The organism is Rhizobium sp. 'Codium 1', from assembly GCF_020889605.1.
Classification (GTDB): Bacteria; Pseudomonadota; Alphaproteobacteria; order Rhizobiales; family Rhizobiaceae; genus Allorhizobium; species Allorhizobium algae.
The window spans coordinates 120,784-137,697 of record NZ_JAJGPW010000001.1; the positions used below are offsets into that span (position 1 = coordinate 120,784).

Sequence of the window (16,914 nt, forward strand, 5' to 3'; positions counted from 1 at the left end):
GAAGGATAAGCCGAGGGGCAAAGGACCGGGCGGCATGGTGGCCGCCCGGTCCCTTCAGGAAACATAGAAGCTTAAGAGGCTTTCCGCCTCACAGCAGGCCCTTTTCCTTGTAGTAGCGTTCGGCGCCCGGATGGAGCGGGATCGGCATACCCTTGGTGGCATTCTCCAGAGTGATGTCCTTGGCCGCATTGTGGGCCGCCTGCATGTCGGAGAGGTTCTCGAAGAGCTGCTTGGTCATCTCATAGGCAAGATCGTCCGAGACGTCCGAATGGGTCACCAGGAAGTTCACGACGGCAACCGTTGGCACGTCCTCCGTCTGGCCTTCATAAGTGCCGGCAGGGATGGTCGCCGCAATATAGGGGGCGCCAAGCGCTGTCGCGACTTCGGCAGGAACGGAAACCAGCGAAACCGCCAGCGAGGTGGACAGATCCTTGAGGGACGCAACGCCGAGGCCGGCGGACTGCAGGGTCGCATCGAGCTGGCGGTTCTTGATCAGCTCGACCGATTCGGCAAAGGGCAGATATTCGGTCTTGCCCAGATCATCATAGCTCATGCTCGCGGCGTTGAGGATGGCACGGGCGTTGAGTTCGGTGCCGGATTTCGGCGCACCGACCGAAAGGCTCTTGCCCTTGAGATCGGCCAGCGAGGTCACACCCGAATCCTTGGTGGCGACGATCTGGATGAAATTCGGATAGATGGCGGCGATGCCGCGCAGCTTGTCGAGCGGCGCCTTGAAGCCGGCATCTGCATTGCCTTCCGCCGCCAGCTTGACGCTGTCGCCAAGCGAGAAGCCGATTTCGCCCTTGCCCTGCTGCAAGAGATTGAGGTTCTCGACAGAGGCCTTTGTCGCCTGCACCTGGGTGCGGACATCCGGGATCTTGTCGCCGTAGATCTTCGACAGCGCGACACCCAGGGGATAATAGACACCGGAGGTTCCTCCGGTCAGCACGTTGACGAACTGCTCGGCCCTGACGGACGCGGCGCCGAATGCGACAGATGCGGCAACGGCGCCGGCGAGCAAAGTGCTAAGTCTCGAAAAATGCATGAGTGTCCTCCCAAACAACATTTGCAGTTGCGACATCATGGGGAGGCGAGTGAGGGGCGTCAACCTCGGATTTGATTGTCGGCCCGCATCTGTGCACGAGTGGGTCCGTCAATGTCACTCCCTAACCGGGATTGCAGGCCAACCCCGATGTGGCGAAGCACCACATTGGTTCGCATGCGGCTTATCTGCGGGTTCTCGGCCGCAAGTGGCACGGGTGCCGTCACAAGGCGTGACGTTACGGGCAGTGATGATGGCCTCGTATCGAGCGGGCGTATCAGCGCGCGCCCTCGATCGTGGTAGTCCTGTGTTTTTTCTCGTCACAGGGCTTGAACTCCCCGCGGGATCCCCCATTTGCGCCTCTGCGGACCGGGCCCCTCTGACGACGGATTACCCTCGTGATGTCGGACCGCATCGAGCAAGCTCGATGTCATGCCCGGACCGGACCCCTCCTCTGCGAGACCGCACGCGCGTTGCATCGAGCCCGGTCAATGCAACAGAGGTCAGACACTTGGAACTCCTGCTCATTCTCTTTCTCGGCAAGCCACTCTGGATGTGGCTTCTCTTTCTTGCGCTGGTCGTTGCGCTCCTGGTCTTCGACCTGGGCGTTCTCAACAAGGACGACCATGAAATCGGCATTGCCGAAAGTTTGAAGCTTTCGGCCATGTATATCACGCTGGGCCTGCTCTTTTCCGGCTTCATCTACTGGCAGATGGATACGACTGCGACCGCCCAGTATCTGACGGCCTTCGTGGTCGAGAAGACGCTGGCGATGGACAATATCTTCGTCATTGCCCTGATCTTCGGCTTCTTCGCCATCCCGCGTGAATACCAGCACCGCGTGCTGTTCTGGGGCATTCTCGGTGTCATCATCCTGCGCGGCATCATGATCGGGCTTGGCGCCACGATCGTCGACCAGTATCACTGGGTCCTCTACTTCTTTGCCGGCTTCCTGATCCTGACGGGCATCAAGATGCTCTTCGTGGCGGACAAGGAGCACAAGATCGAGGAAAACGGACTGATCCGCTTCCTCAAGCGCCGGATGAACGTGACCGATGCGATCCACGGCCACAACTTCGTCGTCAAGAAGCAAGATCCGGTGACGGGCAAGATCAGGCGTTTTGCAACCCCACTCCTGCTTGCACTGGTCATGATCGAGATCGCCGACCTCGTCTTCGCGGTCGACTCGGTGCCGGCGGTGTTCACCATCACCACCGATCCCTACATCGTCTACACCTCGAACATCTTCGCCATCCTCGGCCTGCGCGCGCTCTATTTTGCGCTGGATGCCATCCTGCATCGCTTCGCCTACCTGAAGTATGCGCTGTCGGTGCTCTTGATCTTCATCGGTTCGAAGATCTTCATCGCCTGGGGCATGGGCTGGGAGAAATTCCCGCCGGAATGGTCGCTGGGCGTCACCTTCCTGATCCTCGGCGTGGGCGTTGCCTACTCACTGTGGAAGACCGGCAGCGGTGGGCGGCCGCCAGAGCCCAAGGCAGTCGACGTCAGGAACCCGGCGGAATAAGTCCGCCTTTTCGACACCGACAACGACGAATGGCCCCGCGAGGGGCCATTTGCATTTTATACTGTGGCGAGATGACGGCGCGACAAATGCGCCTGCAAATCACGCGCCGTCGAGCGGCTCGGCACCGGTCGGCTTGCCGGCGCGGTCGAGGCGGATCTTTTCGATGCGGTTCTCGGCAGCGGACAGCAACTGCTCGCAATGCTTCTTCAGCAGCTCACCGCGCTCGTAGATGGCGATGGATTCGTCGAGTGCCACATCACCGCGTTCCAGGCGGGCCACGATGCTCTCAAGCTCGGCCACGGCCTTTTCGAAGGAATAGCCGGTGAGATCGGCGGGAACAGTGGCGTCGGACATACTCAACCCTTCATCAGTCTCAGAATGTGCAGGCCCGCCGATTCGGCGAGGCCTTCGAGATCATAGCCGCCTTCGAGCAGGCTGACGACCCGGTTATGGGCGAAACGGTCGGCGACTTCGAGCAGCCTGCCCGTCGCCCAGTCGAAATCCTCGCCGACCAGATTGATCTGCGCCAGGGGATCGCGGTGATGCGCATCGAAGCCAGCCGAGATCAGAATGAAGTCAGGCGAGAAATCATTGAGCGCGGGCAGAACGCGGCTCTTGAAGGCTTCGCGGAAATGATCGGAGCCAACATTCGGCGAAAGCGGTGCATTGACGATATTGCGGTGTTTGCCCGTCTCGTCCTTGGCACCGGTGCCGGGGTAAAGCGGCATCTGATGGGTGGAACAGAAGAGAACCGACGGATCGTCCCAGAAGATGTCCTGGGTGCCGTTGCCGTGGTGCACGTCCCAATCGACAATTGCGACGCGCTCGACGCCGTAGGTCTTCTGTACATGCCTGGCCGCGATTGCGACCGTGTTGAACAGACAGAAGCCCATGGCCTTCGTCTTTTCGGCATGGTGGCCCGGCGGACGGCCGGCAACGAAGGCGTTGTCGGCCTTGCCTGTCATCACGTCGTCGACTGCCGCAATCGCCCCGCCGATCGCCGTCAGCGCCACCTGCAGGCTTTTCTGCGAGGCGTAGGTGTCGGATTCCAGCTGGTTGATCTCCCCCTCCTCCTCGGGGATCTGACGCATCACCGCAAGGAGATGCTCCTCGGGATGTGCGAGTGTCACCATATCCTCGTTCGCCTGCTGGGCCTCGATCCGCTCGAGGCGGGCGAAGTTCGGATGCTCCAGCGCGATGTTGAGCGAGCGCAGCCTGTCGGCCCTCTCGGGGTGGCCCTCGGGGGTATGGTGTTCGAGGAAGATCGGGTTCTCGTAAAGACGGGTGGCCATGGGCATCCTTCCTGGGTCGAGCCGAACATAATGCGCCCGGCCGTCATCTTCCACCTTACTTTCCCGGTTTTACCCAGCCCACTGGTGCAGCAAGCCGAAGGCGGCACGGACCGAGACCTTGTGAAGCCGGCTGCTATGCCGTTAGATGCCGCTAACACCTAGATAAACCGGGGAAGAGCATGGACGAGATGGAACGTGTGGAGGTGAGCACGCTGACGGTTGCCTATCGCGACATCGGTCCGACGGGCGAAATGCGCGCTTCTGCCTATGTGATCCATGCCGAGGAGGCCGTGCGACACTTCTGGCGCTATCGCCCGCCGCTCGAAGACGAGCCAGTCTACAGCCCGACCAAGCTCGAGATCCGCCTGCACCAGCCGCTCCGGTTCGAGGACGAGGTGCGCATGATCGTCCAGGTCGACAAGATCGGCGGCAAATCGGTCGGCTTCGAGGTCGCGATGGAAAAGGACGGACAGACGATGGCCGAGGTCGATCTCACCTGGACCGCACGGAATGGCGAGGGTGGCGACCCGGTGGCCCTGCCGGAGGACATCCGGGACTGGCTCTACAGGTATGTGCGCTAGCGCTTCGGTCGGCCGAGAGCAGGCGATACGCCAAACGAATGAAGCCCCCCGGGCCCGAAACCGGGGGGCTTCCATTCCCTACAGGCCTCGAGGAGGAGGACGGCCTGCAGTCTCGTGTCGGAGCGCGCTGCTTGGGAGGGAGGACCGCATCGCGCCGGCCAGTGAACATTAGAATAGATTGCTTAATGTATCACTAATAAAACTCTGAATGGATGAAACATTGACTTGTGCGGACAAGTCTCGAGACGGAGCTGCCAGGCCGAGCCGGCAGCCCTTCCCCTGCTCCGGGCCTGCCAGACGCGAAAAACACTTGCGCGCTGCGGCCACAAGCATCATTGACGGGGCATGAAGAAGCTCCCAGAACCCCAGCGCCTCGACCAGCTCCTGGTCGCCCTCGGCCTTTTCGCCAGCCGGTCCCGCTCTCGTGACGCCATCCAGCGCGGCACGGTGAAAGTGGATGGCAAGGTGGTGGCCAAACCCAGCCTCGTCTTTGCTGCCACGCACCAGTTCGATATCGACGATCCGGCACAGGACTATGTCTCGCGCGCGGCATTGAAACTCGACGCCGCCCTCGACCATTTCAACCTCTCGCCCGAGGGCTGTCACTGCCTGGATGTCGGCGCCTCCACCGGCGGCTTCACCGAGGTGCTGTTGAAGCGCGGGGCTGCCCATGTGACAGCAATCGATGTCGGCCACGATCAGATGCATCCGCGATTGCTCAGTGATCCGCGCGTCACCAATCTCGAAGGGTTGAATGCGCGTTATCTGGAACCTGACGATTACGACGACCAGCCCTTCGACTTTCTCGTTTCCGACGTTTCCTTCATCTCGCTGAAGCTGGCGCTGGCGCCAGCACTCGAACAGGCCGAGCCAGGGGCGCATTGCCTGCTGCTCGTCAAGCCGCAGTTCGAGGCGGGCCGTGACGCGATCAGCAAGGCAGGCCTGCTCAAGGAACCGGAAACGGCACCGCTGGTTGCCGCCGAACTCGAACGCTGGCTGACGGAAGACATGGGCTGGACGAGCCTCGGCCTCATCCCCTCCCCGATCGCAGGCGGTGACGGCAACGAGGAATTCCTGCTCGCCGGCGTGAAGCCTCTCGATGCCGAGAGGGGCGAGGATGACGATGGTGATCTCGAAGACGATCTCGACGCCGAAGGAGACGCCGAATGAGCGCTCAAACCGTTACGATCGCGAGCCTCGGCGCCAAAGGAGACGGGGTGGCGCATGGTGCCGATGGTCCGGTCTTCGTGCCCTTCGCCTTGCCCGGCGAGACCGTTTCCATTGCGCGGGTGAAGAACGAGGGCACGATCATGTCGTTTGGCACGACCTCGCCCGATCGCGTCCAGCCCCCTTGCAAGCATTTCGGTCCTGATGGAGTGGGTGGCGTATGCGGTGGCTGTTCGCTGCAGCACATGGCCAAACCCGCCTATAATGGTTTCAAGCGGCAGCTGCTGATCGATGCCCTGAAGTCGAAGGGAATCGCGGCGCCGGTCGGCGAAATCTTCGAAGCCCATCCGCATCAGCGGCGCCGCCTCGTCTTCACCGCCCGTCGGCGGGAACAGGGCCTCGTCATGGGCTTCATGCAGGCGGAAACCCACCATGTCGTGCCGGTGGAGGAATGTCCGATCGCGTCGGACGGGCTGATCTCCCGGCTGGACGCAATCAAGATCATCGCCAATGCCTGCGGTGCCGAGCACTTCCGCATCACGGTGACCGAGACGACCACCGGTCTCGACATCTCGCTCGACGGTTTGCGCGGCGGGCTCGGTGACCAGGAGCGGCGCGCTGTCACCAATGCGGTCATCAGGCTCAAGGACATCGCCCGCGTTTCGGCCAATGGCGAAATCGTCATCGAGCCCCACAAGCCGCTGCTCGACTTTGCCGGCGCCCGGGTCATGTTGCCGCCCGGTGGCTTTACCCAGGCGACCCATGAGGCCGAAGAACACATGGCGGCACTCGCCCGCGCCCATATCGGCAAGGCGAAGAAGGTCGTGGACCTCTTTGCCGGCGTCGGCACCTTCGCGCTCAGGCTCGCCCGCGCATCCTCCGTGCTTGCCGTCGAATCCGACGAGAGGGCGGTGAAGTCGCTCGATTTCGCCGCGCGCAACACGCAAGGGCTGAAGCCGGTGACCGTCGAGCGGCGCGATCTCTTCCGCCGTCCGCTGATGACTTCCGAATTCAAGGGGTACGACGCCGTGCTCTTCGACCCGCCACGCGCAGGTGCGGAGGTGCAATGTGCGGAACTGGCCAAATCGCAAGTGAAGAAGATCGTTGCGATCAGCTGCAATCCCCTGACGCTTGCCCGCGACCTCTCCATCCTGATCGCCGGCGGCTATCGGGTCGACCATGTCACACCGGTCGACCAGTTCCTCTGGTCGCCGCATGTCGAGGCCGTTGCGACGCTGAGCAAGGGATAACAGGGAAGATCCATCCTCCGCGCTGATGTCGTGGAGGATGGTTGATCGCGGGGCTACCGGCCGGCCTGCACCTGGTTGAGGCGCAATCCCGCATGGGCGGATCTCGTGCGCCTCGTCGGAAAGATCAGCCGACCGGCTGAACGGGTGGGCTCAATAGGTGAGCAGCGTGCCGGATCCCGTGACATTGGCGCAGCGGCAACGGCCACCGACACGGCCGGCCTTGGCCGGGCAAGACACCTGACCGCCGCCGCCGACATTGCCGGACTGATCGACAACACACACGTAGCGCTGCGGGCGCGGGCGCGTCGACTGCTTCGGCGTATTCTGGGTTTCACTGATCACATCATTGGGTTCGTTGATCTGGACATCGGATGTGCCGCCGATCGGCATGGTATCGGCGGCCGAGACGGAGATGCTGAGGAAAAGGCTGAGTGCGACACAAAACAAGCGCAACATGACGACCTCTGATGAGTTTTTGAGAACTCCGACCGCGCTCGCCACGGTCGCGTGGATGTAACCCGAACGCCGCAGTCGGCGCATGGTTGCAGACATTAGCGGCAAAGACTGAATGCAGGCTGAACCAGTCCCGAACCCGGAAAAGGGAAACGGCGCCACAGGGGCGCCGTTTCGATACTGTCACGACAGGTGCTTCGATCAGGCCGCGCGGCGATGGCCGGAGGATATGCCCGAAGCGCGGTCGTCGATGCGGAACTGGTTGAGCAGTGCCGTGAGGGCTGCTGCTTCCTGGGCCAGGCCGTGGCTTGCCGCCGTCTGCTCCTCGACCATGGCGGCGTTCTGCTGCGTGCCCTGGTCCATGGTGTTGACCGCGGTGTTGATCTCCTGAAGACCGGTCGACTGTTCACGCGAGGCCGTCACGATGGCATTCACGTGGCCGTTGATCTCCTGGACTTCGCGGACGATGACGTCGAGCGCCTTGCCGGTTTCGTTGACGAGGTCGACGCCGTGCTTGACCTGATCGCCCGAGGCGCTGATCAGGGCCTTGATCTCCTTGGCGGCAGTCGCCGAACGCTGGGCAAGTTCGCGGACTTCCTGGGCGACGACCGCAAAACCCTTGCCGGCGTCACCGGCACGCGCGGCTTCGACACCGGCGTTGAGGGCGAGCAGGTTGGTCTGGAAGGCAATTTCGTCGATCACACCGATGATGTTGGAGATCTCGCCCGAGGACTTCTCGATGCCCTGCATGGCATCGACGGCCTTGTCGACGATCTCGCCGGACTTTTCCGCACCCGCACGGGCGCGGCTCACCAGTTGGCCGACTTCTTCGGCGCGGCGGGCGCTGTCCTTGACGGTGGTGGTGATTTCCTCGAGGGCCGCCGCCGTTTCTTCGACCGAGGCTGCCTGCTGTTCGGTACGGCGGGCGAGATTGTCGGCGGAAGAGCGGATCTCGGTGGCGCCGCTGTCGATGGCGCGTGCGTTGCGGCCGACGGTCGCGAGCGCATCATGCAGCTTTTCGACGGAGGCATTGAAGTCGACGCGCAGACGATCAAGGTCTCCGGCGAAGGGCGTTTCGATACGCGAAACGAGGTCACCATTGGCAAGACCGCCCAGTCCCTCGGCCAGCGAATGCACGGCAAAGGAAACCTGCTCGGCCTCACGCATCTTGGCGGCTTCGCGCTCGCGACGCTCCTGTTCCGTCATCGTGCGGGTTTCATCCGCCTCACGCGCCAGACGGCCACGCTCGATGATGTTGTCACGGAAGACGGCGACGGCAGCGGCCATCTGTCCGATCTCGTCCCGGCGCGCCGTGCCGGGGATCTCGGCCGAGACGTTACCACCGGCGAGCTTGCCCATGACGCCGGTCATGTCGACCACCGGACGGACGACGAGGCGCGACAGCAGCATGGCCAGCACACCGATCATGGCGACGACGCCGATGAACGTGGCCACTGCAGCGGCCGTGCGGAACTCGCCGACCGCGGCGAAAGCCAGATCGCGGTCGATTTGAACGCCAAGATACCAATCGTCGCGCGGCAGGCCCTTGATCGGCAGGAAGGAGACGAGAACATTCGCGTCAGCGACAGCCGTTTCAGTGATGCCGGCGCCGATGGCAGGCGTGTTGGAGGGGAAGGCATCCTTCAGCGTCTTGGTGACGAGGTTGCCGTCGCGGTGTACGAGGATCGTGCCGTCCTGCTTGACGAGGAAGGCCGAACCCTTGCCACCCATGTCGATGGAATTGACCATGGAGACGAGCGAGGTCAGCGAGAAATCGGATGCGGCGACACCGTAGAGCTTGCCGTCCTTCTTGACCGGAATGGCCGCACTGATGATCAGATTGCCGGTCGAGGCATCGGCATAGGGGTCGGTCAGGACCATCTTGTCGGCCTTGACGGCGTCCTGGTACCAGGGGCGCTTGCGCGGATCGTAACCGTCCGGCAGCGACTGGTTCGGCACGCTGGTGAAGACGCCCTGCTCGTCGCCGACATAGGTCGTCATGAATTCGCGGATCAGAACGGGATTGTCAAAGGCTGCCATGATGCCCGACGCATCGGGCGCCTTGGCGGCGGCATTGCCGGCAAGCTCGGTCAGCATCACGCGTGCGCCAAGCCAATTGGCGATGCTCTGCGAGGCCTGGAGACCGGAACTGTCGATCTCGCTCTTAACGGCAGCACTCGTTGCGTCGCGCTGGAGACTGTCGATGTAGAATGAGAAACCGGAAAGGGCGGCAACCACCACGAGGGAGGCAACCACCAGGATCTTGGTCATCAGGTTGGAGCTGGTCTTCACGATAAGGTCCTGCAAAGCACCGCGCGTCGGTTCAGCGCGGCAACGTCAACGGCATTTGGGGATCACGGCACCGTCATGGTGAGGAAGCGGTGGATGTGCCGCTTCCTCAAATGTAACAAGCAGGATTTAATGGGTACTTAAGCGAACGCCGAAAAGCAGATATCCCCTCCGGCCCCGGCGTTGCCTCATCGCCCCTTCATGAACGCTTCGAAGGCGGTGCGGGCTTCCGTGCTTTTCAGCTGGGCGACGAAGTGGACGAGCTCTTCCTGCATGCGGGTTCGCACCTCGTCCGGGCTCCCCTTGACCAGGGCGCGGGCGATCCTCATCGCGGCCGGCGGCTTGGAGGCAAGCGAGGATGCGAGCTTCAACGTTTCGGTCTCGACCTGATCGGGAGCAACCACCTTCCAGATGAGACCGGCCTCACGAGCCTGTTCGGCGGAGAAGCCTTCGCTGGCGGCGAGCATTGCAAACGCACGCTGGTGGCCCATGACGCGCGGTGCGATGAGACTGGAGGCGGCTTCGGGGACCAAGGCAAGGTCGACAAAGGGCGTCTTGAACAGGCTGCGGTCAGAGGCCACAGTCAGATCGCAATGCATGTTGAGCGTCGTGCCGATGCCGATCGCCAGGCCATCCACACCCGAGACCAGCGGTTTGGTGACCTCGGTCAGAGCCTTGAGAAGGCCGAAAGCGGCCGGTTCGCCGACGGCACCGGCCATGGCGAAGCCCAGGAAATCGGCCATGTCGTTGCCGGCGGAGAAGCAACCTTCGGTGCCGAGGAAAACCATGGCGCGGATGGTGTCATCCTCTTCGCCTACCAGCAGGCCTGCCGTCAGCTTCTGATACATGGCTTGCGTGATGGCATTCTTCTTGTCCGGACGGTTGAAGCGCAGGACGAGGACGCCGGGATGGGCTTCCGGGCGGGAAATCTGGATGTGATCGGTCAAGGGGTTCTCCTTCTTTTCTCCCCAGCGGAGAGACATGCCGAGCGATTGCGAGGCGATGAGGGGTTCTCGCAAGGATTTGCCGTCCCCTCATCCGGTCTTCGGCCACCTATTCCCCGCTGGGGAGAAGAGGACGCGCGGCCCGCATCTTATGCAAACATCAGTCGAGCCGCTTCCAGGCTTGCCGCACCATTGACGACACGGTCCTTGAGTGCAGCCGTCTCTGCGATCAGGTTCTCGGCGGCGAAGCGGCAAAGAGCCAGGCGGTTGTCGCGGCCATGGTCTTCGTCTGCGAGAGCGCCCTTGGCGAGATAGATGCCGGTAAGCGCCAGGCCGAAGAGGCGCTGGTAGGGTGTGGCACCGGCGAGCACTGCCGATGTGTTGCCGCTGGCCAGCTGCGAAAGCAGCCACTCGGTGGTGTCCTCGAGATCGGCGAGGCACGCGTCAAGGCGGGCGGCGGTTTCGCCGAAGCCTTCGAGATTGGAGGCCCGCACTGCATTCACCACCTGCTTCAGTTCGGTGACGAAACCGCGAACATGGTTGCCGTTGGAAAGCGGCAGCTTGCGCGTGACGAGGTCGGCGGCCTGGATGCCGTTGGTGCCTTCGTAGATCGGGGCGATGCGGCTGTCGCGCCAGAAGCGGGCAGCGCCCGTTTCCTCGATGAAGCCCATGCCGCCATGAGTCTGGATGCCGAGCGAGGCGACATCGACGCCGGCGTCGGTGGCAAAGCTCTTGGCGATCGGGGTCAGCAAGGCAGCGCGCTCGGCCCAATGGCGGGCCTCATCGCCTTCCGCGTGGTGGCTCATGTCGGTGGCATGGGCGCAAACGTAGCAGATGGCGCGCGAGCCCTGCGTCAGCGCCTTCATGGTCACCAGCATGCGGGCGACATCCGGGTGATCAAGGATCGGCGACATGCCTGATCCGGTCCAACCCGGGGCCTTCCCCTGCGTGCGGTCCCTGGCGTATTGTACGGCCTTCTGGGTGGCGGCTTCGCAGATGGCGACGCCCTGCATGCCGACGGCGAGGCGGGCATTGTTCATCATGGTGAACATGCAGGCGAGGCCCTTGTTCTCCTCACCGATGAGGTAACCGATGGCGCCCGGCTCGTCACCGAACTTCCCGTCACCATAGATCATGGTACAGGTCGGCGAGCCGTGGATGCCAAGCTTGTGCTCCAGCGAATGACAATGCAGGTCGTTGCGGGCACCGATCGAGCCGTCGTCGTTGACGAGATATTTCGGCACGAGGAAGAGCGAGATACCGCGGGTGCCTGATGGCGCGTCGGGAAGGCGGGCGAGAACCAAATGGATGATGTTCTCGGTGATCTCGTGCTCGCCCCAGGTGATGAAGATCTTCTGGCCGAAGATGCGGTAGGTGCCATCATCGCGGCGCTCGGCGCGCGACTTCATGACGCCGAGGTCCGAGCCTGCATGGGGCTCGGTAAGATTCATCGTGCCCGTCCATTCGCCGGAAACCATCTTCGGCAGGTACTTCGCCTTCAAGTCCTCGGAGCCGTGGGCTGTGACAGCATCGACGGCACCCATGGTCAGGGTCGGTCCGAGCGCAAAGCCCATGGAGCCGGAATTCCACATTTCGAGCGCGGCGACGTTCAGCATATGCGGAAGCCCCTGCCCGCCGAAGTCTTCCGAGGCCGTCAGAGAGTTCCAGCCGCCTGCGGCCCAGGCGCGGTAGAGATTGTCCCAGCCATCGGGCACGATGACCTTGCCGTCGACCATACGCGCGCCCTGCCTGTCACCGATCTCGGCGAGCGGCGCGACTTCATCACTGGCAAAACGGCCGGCTTCGGAGAGGATGGCATCAACGAGGTCGTCGCTCAATTCCCCCAGCTTGCCGTCTTCGATGGCCTTGGTCAGACCGGCGACGTGCTTCAGGGTGAAGGCGATTTCTTCTACGGGCGCCTGGTACATGACGTTCTCCTCCAACTGGCGTATGCTCTCGGCCACGCCCAGTCTCCACCCAGGAAGCGCGGCACATTCTCCATTCTGGCTAATTGATTTTTACGTAAACGTCAAATCTTTTGCATGCGGCAGGAGGTCTCGTCCACGGTTCGAAGCAGGTGAAGCGGAGGCACCGGCGACGGCCTGAACAAACGTGTTCAAGCGCGACAAAGAGGCGCCGGCTGACACGTCCATCGCGGGCGGAGCAAACTGAGCGGGAACAAGGACTTACATCACCCGAGACCCGACATTTTCCAGCGACAGCGAAGATGCAGGTTCCCCGAACCGCTGCCTGTCCCCGACATCGTCACATCACTGTTACCCCTGCTGGCTAGTCCGAAGGTCGACTTCAACCCAAAGGAGGCTTCGCGATGACCGAGACCGAGACCAACACCAATCATCTATCCTGGGACGAATGGGACGAACTGCACAACCCGCCGCCGGCCGTGACGGATTTCGACCGTGTGGTCGAGCGTGCCGTATCGCGCCGAGGCTTCCTCGGCATTCTCGCCATGGGCTCTGCTGCCGCCGCCATGGGCTCTGTGGGCAATCTGATGTCTTCGACCTCGGCCGTCGCGCAGGACGCCGCTTCGCGCTTCCCGTTCAAGCCGATCGCCGCCCAGACCGACGCAACCGTGCATGTTCCGGAGGGCTATAGCTGGAAGCCGCTGGCCAAGTGGGGCCAGCCGCTGTTTTCCACCGCCTCCGACATCGATCCGTTGAAGGGTGTTTCGCTCGAGAATTCGGACAAGGTCTTCGGTGAAAACACCGATGGCATGGAAGCCTTCGCGATCGGCAATCATCAGGTGATCGCGGTCAACCATGAATATGTCAACAACGAAACCAACCTGCCGCACGCCCCGGAAGGCATGCCGCAGTCGATGGACGACGTGAAGATCCTGCAGAACCTGCAGGGCGTGACCGTCATGGAAGTGACCGAAGCTGCAGACGGCTGGCAGATCGTTGTCGACAGCCCGTTCAACCGCCGCATCCACCACAACACGCCGATGAAGCTCTCCGGTCCCGCCGCCGGCTCGGAACTGGTCAAGACGGCTGCCGATCCTGCCGGTGTCGACTGTCTCGGGACCTTCAACAATTGCGGCGCCGGCCGCACGCCCTGGGGCACCTATCTCACCTGCGAAGAAAACTTCAACGGCTACTTCGGCTCGACCAATGCCGACTTCGCAATGCCGGATGACTACAAGCGGTACGGCATTGTCGCGGAAACCCGCTACGGTTACGAGAAGTTCGATGAGCGCTTCGACGTTTCGAAGAACCCGGCCGAGCCACGCCGCGCCGGTTACGTCGTCGAAATCGATCCGTCGGATGCGTCCTCGACGCCGATCAAGCGCACAGCACTTGGTCGCATCAAGCATGAGAACGCCGCCGTGGTCGTTGCCCGTGACGGTCGCGTGGTCGTCTATATGGGCGACGACGAGCGGGGCGAGTTCCTCTACAAATATATCTCCAATGGCATCTACGTGCCCGGCGGAGACACATCCAAGCTGCTCGACGAGGGCACGCTCCATGTCGCCAAATTCTCCGACGAAGGCACCGGCGAATGGCTGGCGCTGACGGAAGAGACGACCGGCATGAAGATGGACGAGATCTGCGTCTTCACACGCCAGGCCGCATCCAAGGTCGGTGCCACGACCATGGACCGTCCGGAATGGGTCGCGGTCAACCCGGTCGCCATCGAAGCCTATTGCGCGCTGACCAACAATTCGAACCGCGCCGTTCTCAAGGACGGCAAGATGCGGACGAATGCGGGTGGCGACGTGATGGAGCTGAATGCCGTCAACCCGCGGGAAGGCAATGAGTTCGGCCAGATCGTGCGCTGGTATCCCGAGAACGACGATCACGCCGATGGCAAGTTCAAGTGGGACCTGTTCGTCATGGCTGGTAATCCCGACGTGCACAAGGAAGGCCCCTATGCCGGCTCGTCCAACATCAATTCCGGCAACATGTTCAACTCGCCCGACGGCATGATGTTCGACAGCACCGGCCTGCTCTGGATCCAGACGGACGGTGAAGATTCGAACGAGGGTGACTTCGTCGGCCAGGGCAACAACCAGATGCTGGCAGGCGACCCGGCAACGGGCCGCATCGAGCGCTTCCTGACCGGCCCGAAGGGCGGCGAAGTGACCGGCATGACCTGGTCTGCCGACAAGCGCACCATGTTCGTCGGCATCCAGCACCCCTCCGCGCCGTTCCCGGATGGCGAAGGCAAGCTGCCGCGTTCGACGATCGTCGCGGTCAAACACGATGGCAATGCACTGATCGGCTGATGTCGGACCACCAGGCAGGGCGGGACGACCGCCCTGTCGTCTTGCCCACATGAGAAGACCGCCGATCGGAACTCCGACGGCGGCCTTTTCATGAACAGTTGAGATTTCGGATCAGGCGGCGAGGCGCTGGGCGTTGCGCGGGATCTCGACGTCGATCTCGAGGATTGAGACGTCCTCGTCGCGGTCCATCTTGATCTGGACCTTGTCACGGTCGAATTCGACATGCTTGGCGATCACAGCCAGGATTTCCTCACGCAGGATGGCGACCAGATCGCTTTCGAGCGAGGCCCGTTCATGGGCCAAGAGGACCTGCAGTCGCTCGCGCGCCATCGGGGCGGAACGCTGCTTGCGGAACAGGGAGAAAATGCTCATGCGGCCCTCCGCGCGAAGATCTTGTCGAAGAGGCCACGCTTCTCGCCAGGAATGGTGATCGGAACGGTCTCGCCAGCCAGACGGCGGGCGGCGTCGAAATAGGCAAGTGCCGGGGCGCTGCGGACATCGGCCAGGGTGACCGGAGCGCCGATGTTGGAGGCGCGAAGCACGTCCATGCTTTCCGGGATGATACCGAGCAGCGGAATCGACAGGATCTCCAGAACGTCGTCGACCTTCAGCATGTCGCCGCGCTGGGCGCGGGCGGCATCGTAGCGTGTGAGCAAGAGAAACTTTTCCATGCGCTCGCCACGTTCGGCCTTCAGCGTCTTGGAATCGAGCAGACCGATGATGCGATCGCTATCACGCACCGAAGAGACTTCGGGGTTGGTGACGACGACGGCCATGTCGGCATGGCGCATGGCAAGCGTTGCACCCCGTTCGATGCCGGCTGGGCTGTCGCAGATGATCCAGTCGAAGTATTTCTTGAGCTCGTTGATGACCTGCTCGACGCCTTCGGCGGTCAGGTTATCCTTGTCGCGGGTCTGCGAGGCGGGCAACAGGAAGAGCGTTTCCAGCCGCTTGTCGCGGATCAGCGCCTGGGGCAGCTTGGCGTCGCCCTGGATGACATTGACCAGATCATAGACGACGCGACGTTCGGCGCCCATCACCAGATCAAGATTGCGGAGACCGACGTCGAAATCGACGACGACAACCTTTTCATTGCGCTGCGCGAGCGCTGCACCGAGAGCGGCCGTCGAGGTGGTCTTGCCAACCCCGCCCTTGCCGGATGTCACGACTATAACCTTGCCCATTTGGTTCTCCTGTCTATCCCCGCTCAAGTTCACGTCATTCTCTCTGTCATGATGGCATCCCCTTCCAGCCAAAGCTGAACTGGATGCCCCTTCAGTTCTGGATTCATATCGTCGGTCATCGCGTAGACGCCATCGATCGCCACCAGCTCGGATTCGAACTTACGACAGAAGATCCTTGCGTCGGCATTGCCAACGCATCCGGCGAGCGCTCTGCCGCGCAACGCGCCGTAAATATGGACGGAGCCGCCGGCAATCACCTCGGCGCCCGACTGGACCGATCCAATCACCGTGACATCGCCCTGGGTGTAGATCACCGACTGACCGGAGCGGATGGTTTCGCGCACGATCATGGACGGCGCCGAAACCGGGCTCTGCTGTACCGTCACCTGTGGCGGCGCCTGCTCGGCGGTTTTCTTCTCCGCCTTACGAGAAGGCTTCGCATCCGAAATTTGCGGCGCCTCCTCGCGTGGCACTTCGTAATCCGCGGCTGGTTTGCCGCCTTTCAACTGCGGCGGCATACCCGGTTCGACCAACGAGGGGCGACCACCCTCGATGCCCATGATCGAGACGTTGCGGGCGCCAAGTTCGGCGATCAGCGCCTTTAGCTGCGGGCGGTCGATCTCGATGTCGGAAACATCGAGGACCACGGGACGGCCGAGGAAGAAACCGGCCGACCGGGCCGCGAGATCGTCGAGCCGGACAAGCCAGTCGTCGAACGGCGGATCCGGCGTCAGGACGACGGCCAGGAAAGATCTTCCCTTGATGCGGATGGAGCGGGGTTCGGTTAGCACTTTGGTCATCTATGTAAACAAATCGTTGATGACAGAAGTACCGCCGATTTGGTTAACAAATGGTTAACGCGCGGATTTTGCCGTTAGGAAACAGGCGGATCGGAGACATGAAAAAGCCGCCCGCAGCAAAGGCCGGGGCGGCTCTATATC

The 16,914-nt window shown here is 62.3% G+C and carries 15 protein-coding genes; 5 read left to right on the forward strand and 10 right to left on the reverse strand.

Translation table 11 applies throughout. The features are described 5' to 3' along the window. Positions 1–88: 88 nt before the first annotated feature. The gene (locus tag LJE98_RS00575; protein ID WP_229572793.1) at positions 89–1,045 is read right to left on the reverse strand and encodes a TAXI family TRAP transporter solute-binding subunit; all 957 of its coding nucleotides are present in this window, start codon (positions 1,043–1,045) and stop codon (positions 89–91) included. A gap of 508 nt (positions 1,046–1,553) precedes the next feature. Between LJE98_RS00575 and LJE98_RS00580 the strand changes: the two genes are divergently transcribed. Beyond that, positions 1,554–2,567 (forward strand): TerC family protein, encoded by a 1,014-nt coding sequence (locus LJE98_RS00580; protein WP_229572794.1) that lies wholly within the window; start codon positions 1,554–1,556, stop codon positions 2,565–2,567. A gap of 99 nt (positions 2,568–2,666) precedes the next feature. On the opposite strand, the gene LJE98_RS00585 is transcribed toward LJE98_RS00580, so the two are convergent. Then, positions 2,667–2,921 (reverse strand): exodeoxyribonuclease VII small subunit, encoded by a 255-nt coding sequence (locus tag LJE98_RS00585; protein WP_229572795.1) that lies wholly within the window; start codon positions 2,919–2,921, stop codon positions 2,667–2,669. Between the two features lie 2 nt (positions 2,922–2,923). Then, on the reverse strand, positions 2,924–3,859 hold the full coding sequence (locus tag LJE98_RS00590; RefSeq protein ID WP_229572796.1) for a histone deacetylase family protein: 936 nt from the start codon (positions 3,857–3,859) through the stop codon (positions 2,924–2,926). Positions 3,860–4,038: 179 nt separating this feature from the next. Between LJE98_RS00590 and LJE98_RS00595 the strand changes: the two genes are divergently transcribed. The 3 genes from LJE98_RS00595 (at position 4,039) to LJE98_RS00605 (ending at position 6,857) form a co-directional block, all read left to right on the forward strand. Then, entirely contained in the window at positions 4,039–4,440 is a 402-nt protein-coding gene (locus LJE98_RS00595; protein WP_229572797.1) for an acyl-CoA thioesterase, read from the forward strand. A gap of 345 nt (positions 4,441–4,785) precedes the next feature. After that, the gene (locus tag LJE98_RS00600; protein WP_229572798.1) at positions 4,786–5,610 is read left to right on the forward strand and encodes a TlyA family RNA methyltransferase; all 825 of its coding nucleotides are present in this window, start codon (positions 4,786–4,788) and stop codon (positions 5,608–5,610) included. Next, entirely contained in the window at positions 5,607–6,857 is a 1,251-nt protein-coding gene (locus tag LJE98_RS00605) for a class I SAM-dependent RNA methyltransferase (RefSeq protein WP_229572799.1), read from the forward strand. The genes LJE98_RS00600 and LJE98_RS00605 overlap by 4 nt, the downstream gene beginning before the upstream one ends. A 150-nt stretch (positions 6,858–7,007) precedes the next feature. On the opposite strand, the gene LJE98_RS00610 is transcribed toward LJE98_RS00605, so the two are convergent. From LJE98_RS00610 to LJE98_RS00625, 4 genes are all read right to left on the reverse strand, one after another. Next, positions 7,008–7,313 carry a hypothetical protein gene (locus LJE98_RS00610; RefSeq protein ID WP_229572800.1) on the reverse strand — a complete coding sequence of 102 codons (306 nt, stop codon included), beginning with the start codon at positions 7,311–7,313 and terminating at the stop codon, positions 7,008–7,010. Positions 7,314–7,511: 198 nt separating this feature from the next. Continuing rightward, on the reverse strand, positions 7,512–9,602 hold the full coding sequence (locus LJE98_RS00615) for a methyl-accepting chemotaxis protein (protein WP_324255806.1): 2,091 nt from the start codon (positions 9,600–9,602) through the stop codon (positions 7,512–7,514). 185 nt (positions 9,603–9,787) lie between these two features. Beyond that, the gene (locus LJE98_RS00620; RefSeq protein WP_229572801.1) at positions 9,788–10,546 is read right to left on the reverse strand and encodes a crotonase/enoyl-CoA hydratase family protein; all 759 of its coding nucleotides are present in this window, start codon (positions 10,544–10,546) and stop codon (positions 9,788–9,790) included. A 146-nt stretch (positions 10,547–10,692) separates the two neighbouring features. Then, entirely contained in the window at positions 10,693–12,471 is a 1,779-nt protein-coding gene (locus LJE98_RS00625) for an acyl-CoA dehydrogenase (RefSeq protein ID WP_229573856.1), read from the reverse strand. Between the two features lie 401 nt (positions 12,472–12,872). Between LJE98_RS00625 and LJE98_RS00630 the strand changes: the two genes are divergently transcribed. After that, positions 12,873–14,789, forward strand: a complete 1,917-nt coding sequence (locus LJE98_RS00630; protein ID WP_229572802.1) for a PhoX family protein — start codon at positions 12,873–12,875, stop codon at positions 14,787–14,789. 111 nt (positions 14,790–14,900) lie between these two features. Here LJE98_RS00630 and minE read toward each other — a convergent pair whose 3' ends face one another. Genes minE through minC form a run of 3 tightly spaced genes read right to left on the reverse strand, consistent with a single transcriptional unit; the run spans position 14,901 to position 16,773 of the window. Continuing rightward, entirely contained in the window at positions 14,901–15,161 is a 261-nt protein-coding gene (minE, locus tag LJE98_RS00635) for a cell division topological specificity factor MinE (protein WP_006726700.1), read from the reverse strand. After that, positions 15,158–15,973 carry a septum site-determining protein MinD gene (gene minD / locus LJE98_RS00640; protein WP_229572803.1) on the reverse strand — a complete coding sequence of 272 codons (816 nt, stop codon included), beginning with the start codon at positions 15,971–15,973 and terminating at the stop codon, positions 15,158–15,160. The genes minE and minD overlap by 4 nt, the downstream gene beginning before the upstream one ends. Before the next feature lie 29 nt (positions 15,974–16,002). After that, positions 16,003–16,773: a septum site-determining protein MinC gene (gene minC / locus LJE98_RS00645; RefSeq protein ID WP_229572804.1), complete on the reverse strand. Its 771-nt coding sequence runs from the start codon at positions 16,771–16,773 to the stop codon at positions 16,003–16,005. Positions 16,774–16,914: the final 141 nt, after the last annotated feature.

Coding starts and splice junctions, on each gene's coding strand:
- LJE98_RS00575 (WP_229572793.1), bottom strand. CDS start 1,045: ATGCATTTTTCGAGACTTAGCACTTTGCTCGCCGGCGCCGTTGCCGCA.
- LJE98_RS00585 (WP_229572795.1), bottom strand. CDS start 2,921: ATGTCCGACGCCACTGTTCCCGCCGATCTCACCGGCTATTCCTTCGAA.
- LJE98_RS00590 (WP_229572796.1), bottom strand. CDS start 3,859: ATGGCCACCCGTCTTTACGAGAACCCGATCTTCCTCGAACACCATACC.
- LJE98_RS00595 (WP_229572797.1), top strand. CDS start 4,039: ATGGACGAGATGGAACGTGTGGAGGTGAGCACGCTGACGGTTGCCTAT.
- LJE98_RS00600 (WP_229572798.1), top strand. CDS start 4,786: ATGAAGAAGCTCCCAGAACCCCAGCGCCTCGACCAGCTCCTGGTCGCC.
- LJE98_RS00605 (WP_229572799.1), top strand. CDS start 5,607: ATGAGCGCTCAAACCGTTACGATCGCGAGCCTCGGCGCCAAAGGAGAC.
- LJE98_RS00610 (WP_229572800.1), bottom strand. CDS start 7,313: ATGTTGCGCTTGTTTTGTGTCGCACTCAGCCTTTTCCTCAGCATCTCC.
- LJE98_RS00625 (WP_229573856.1), bottom strand. CDS start 12,471: ATGTACCAGGCGCCCGTAGAAGAAATCGCCTTCACCCTGAAGCACGTC.
- LJE98_RS00630 (WP_229572802.1), top strand. CDS start 12,873: ATGACCGAGACCGAGACCAACACCAATCATCTATCCTGGGACGAATGG.
- minE (WP_006726700.1), bottom strand. CDS start 15,161: ATGAGCATTTTCTCCCTGTTCCGCAAGCAGCGTTCCGCCCCGATGGCG.
- minD (WP_229572803.1), bottom strand. CDS start 15,973: ATGGGCAAGGTTATAGTCGTGACATCCGGCAAGGGCGGGGTTGGCAAG.
- minC (WP_229572804.1), bottom strand. CDS start 16,773: ATGACCAAAGTGCTAACCGAACCCCGCTCCATCCGCATCAAGGGAAGA.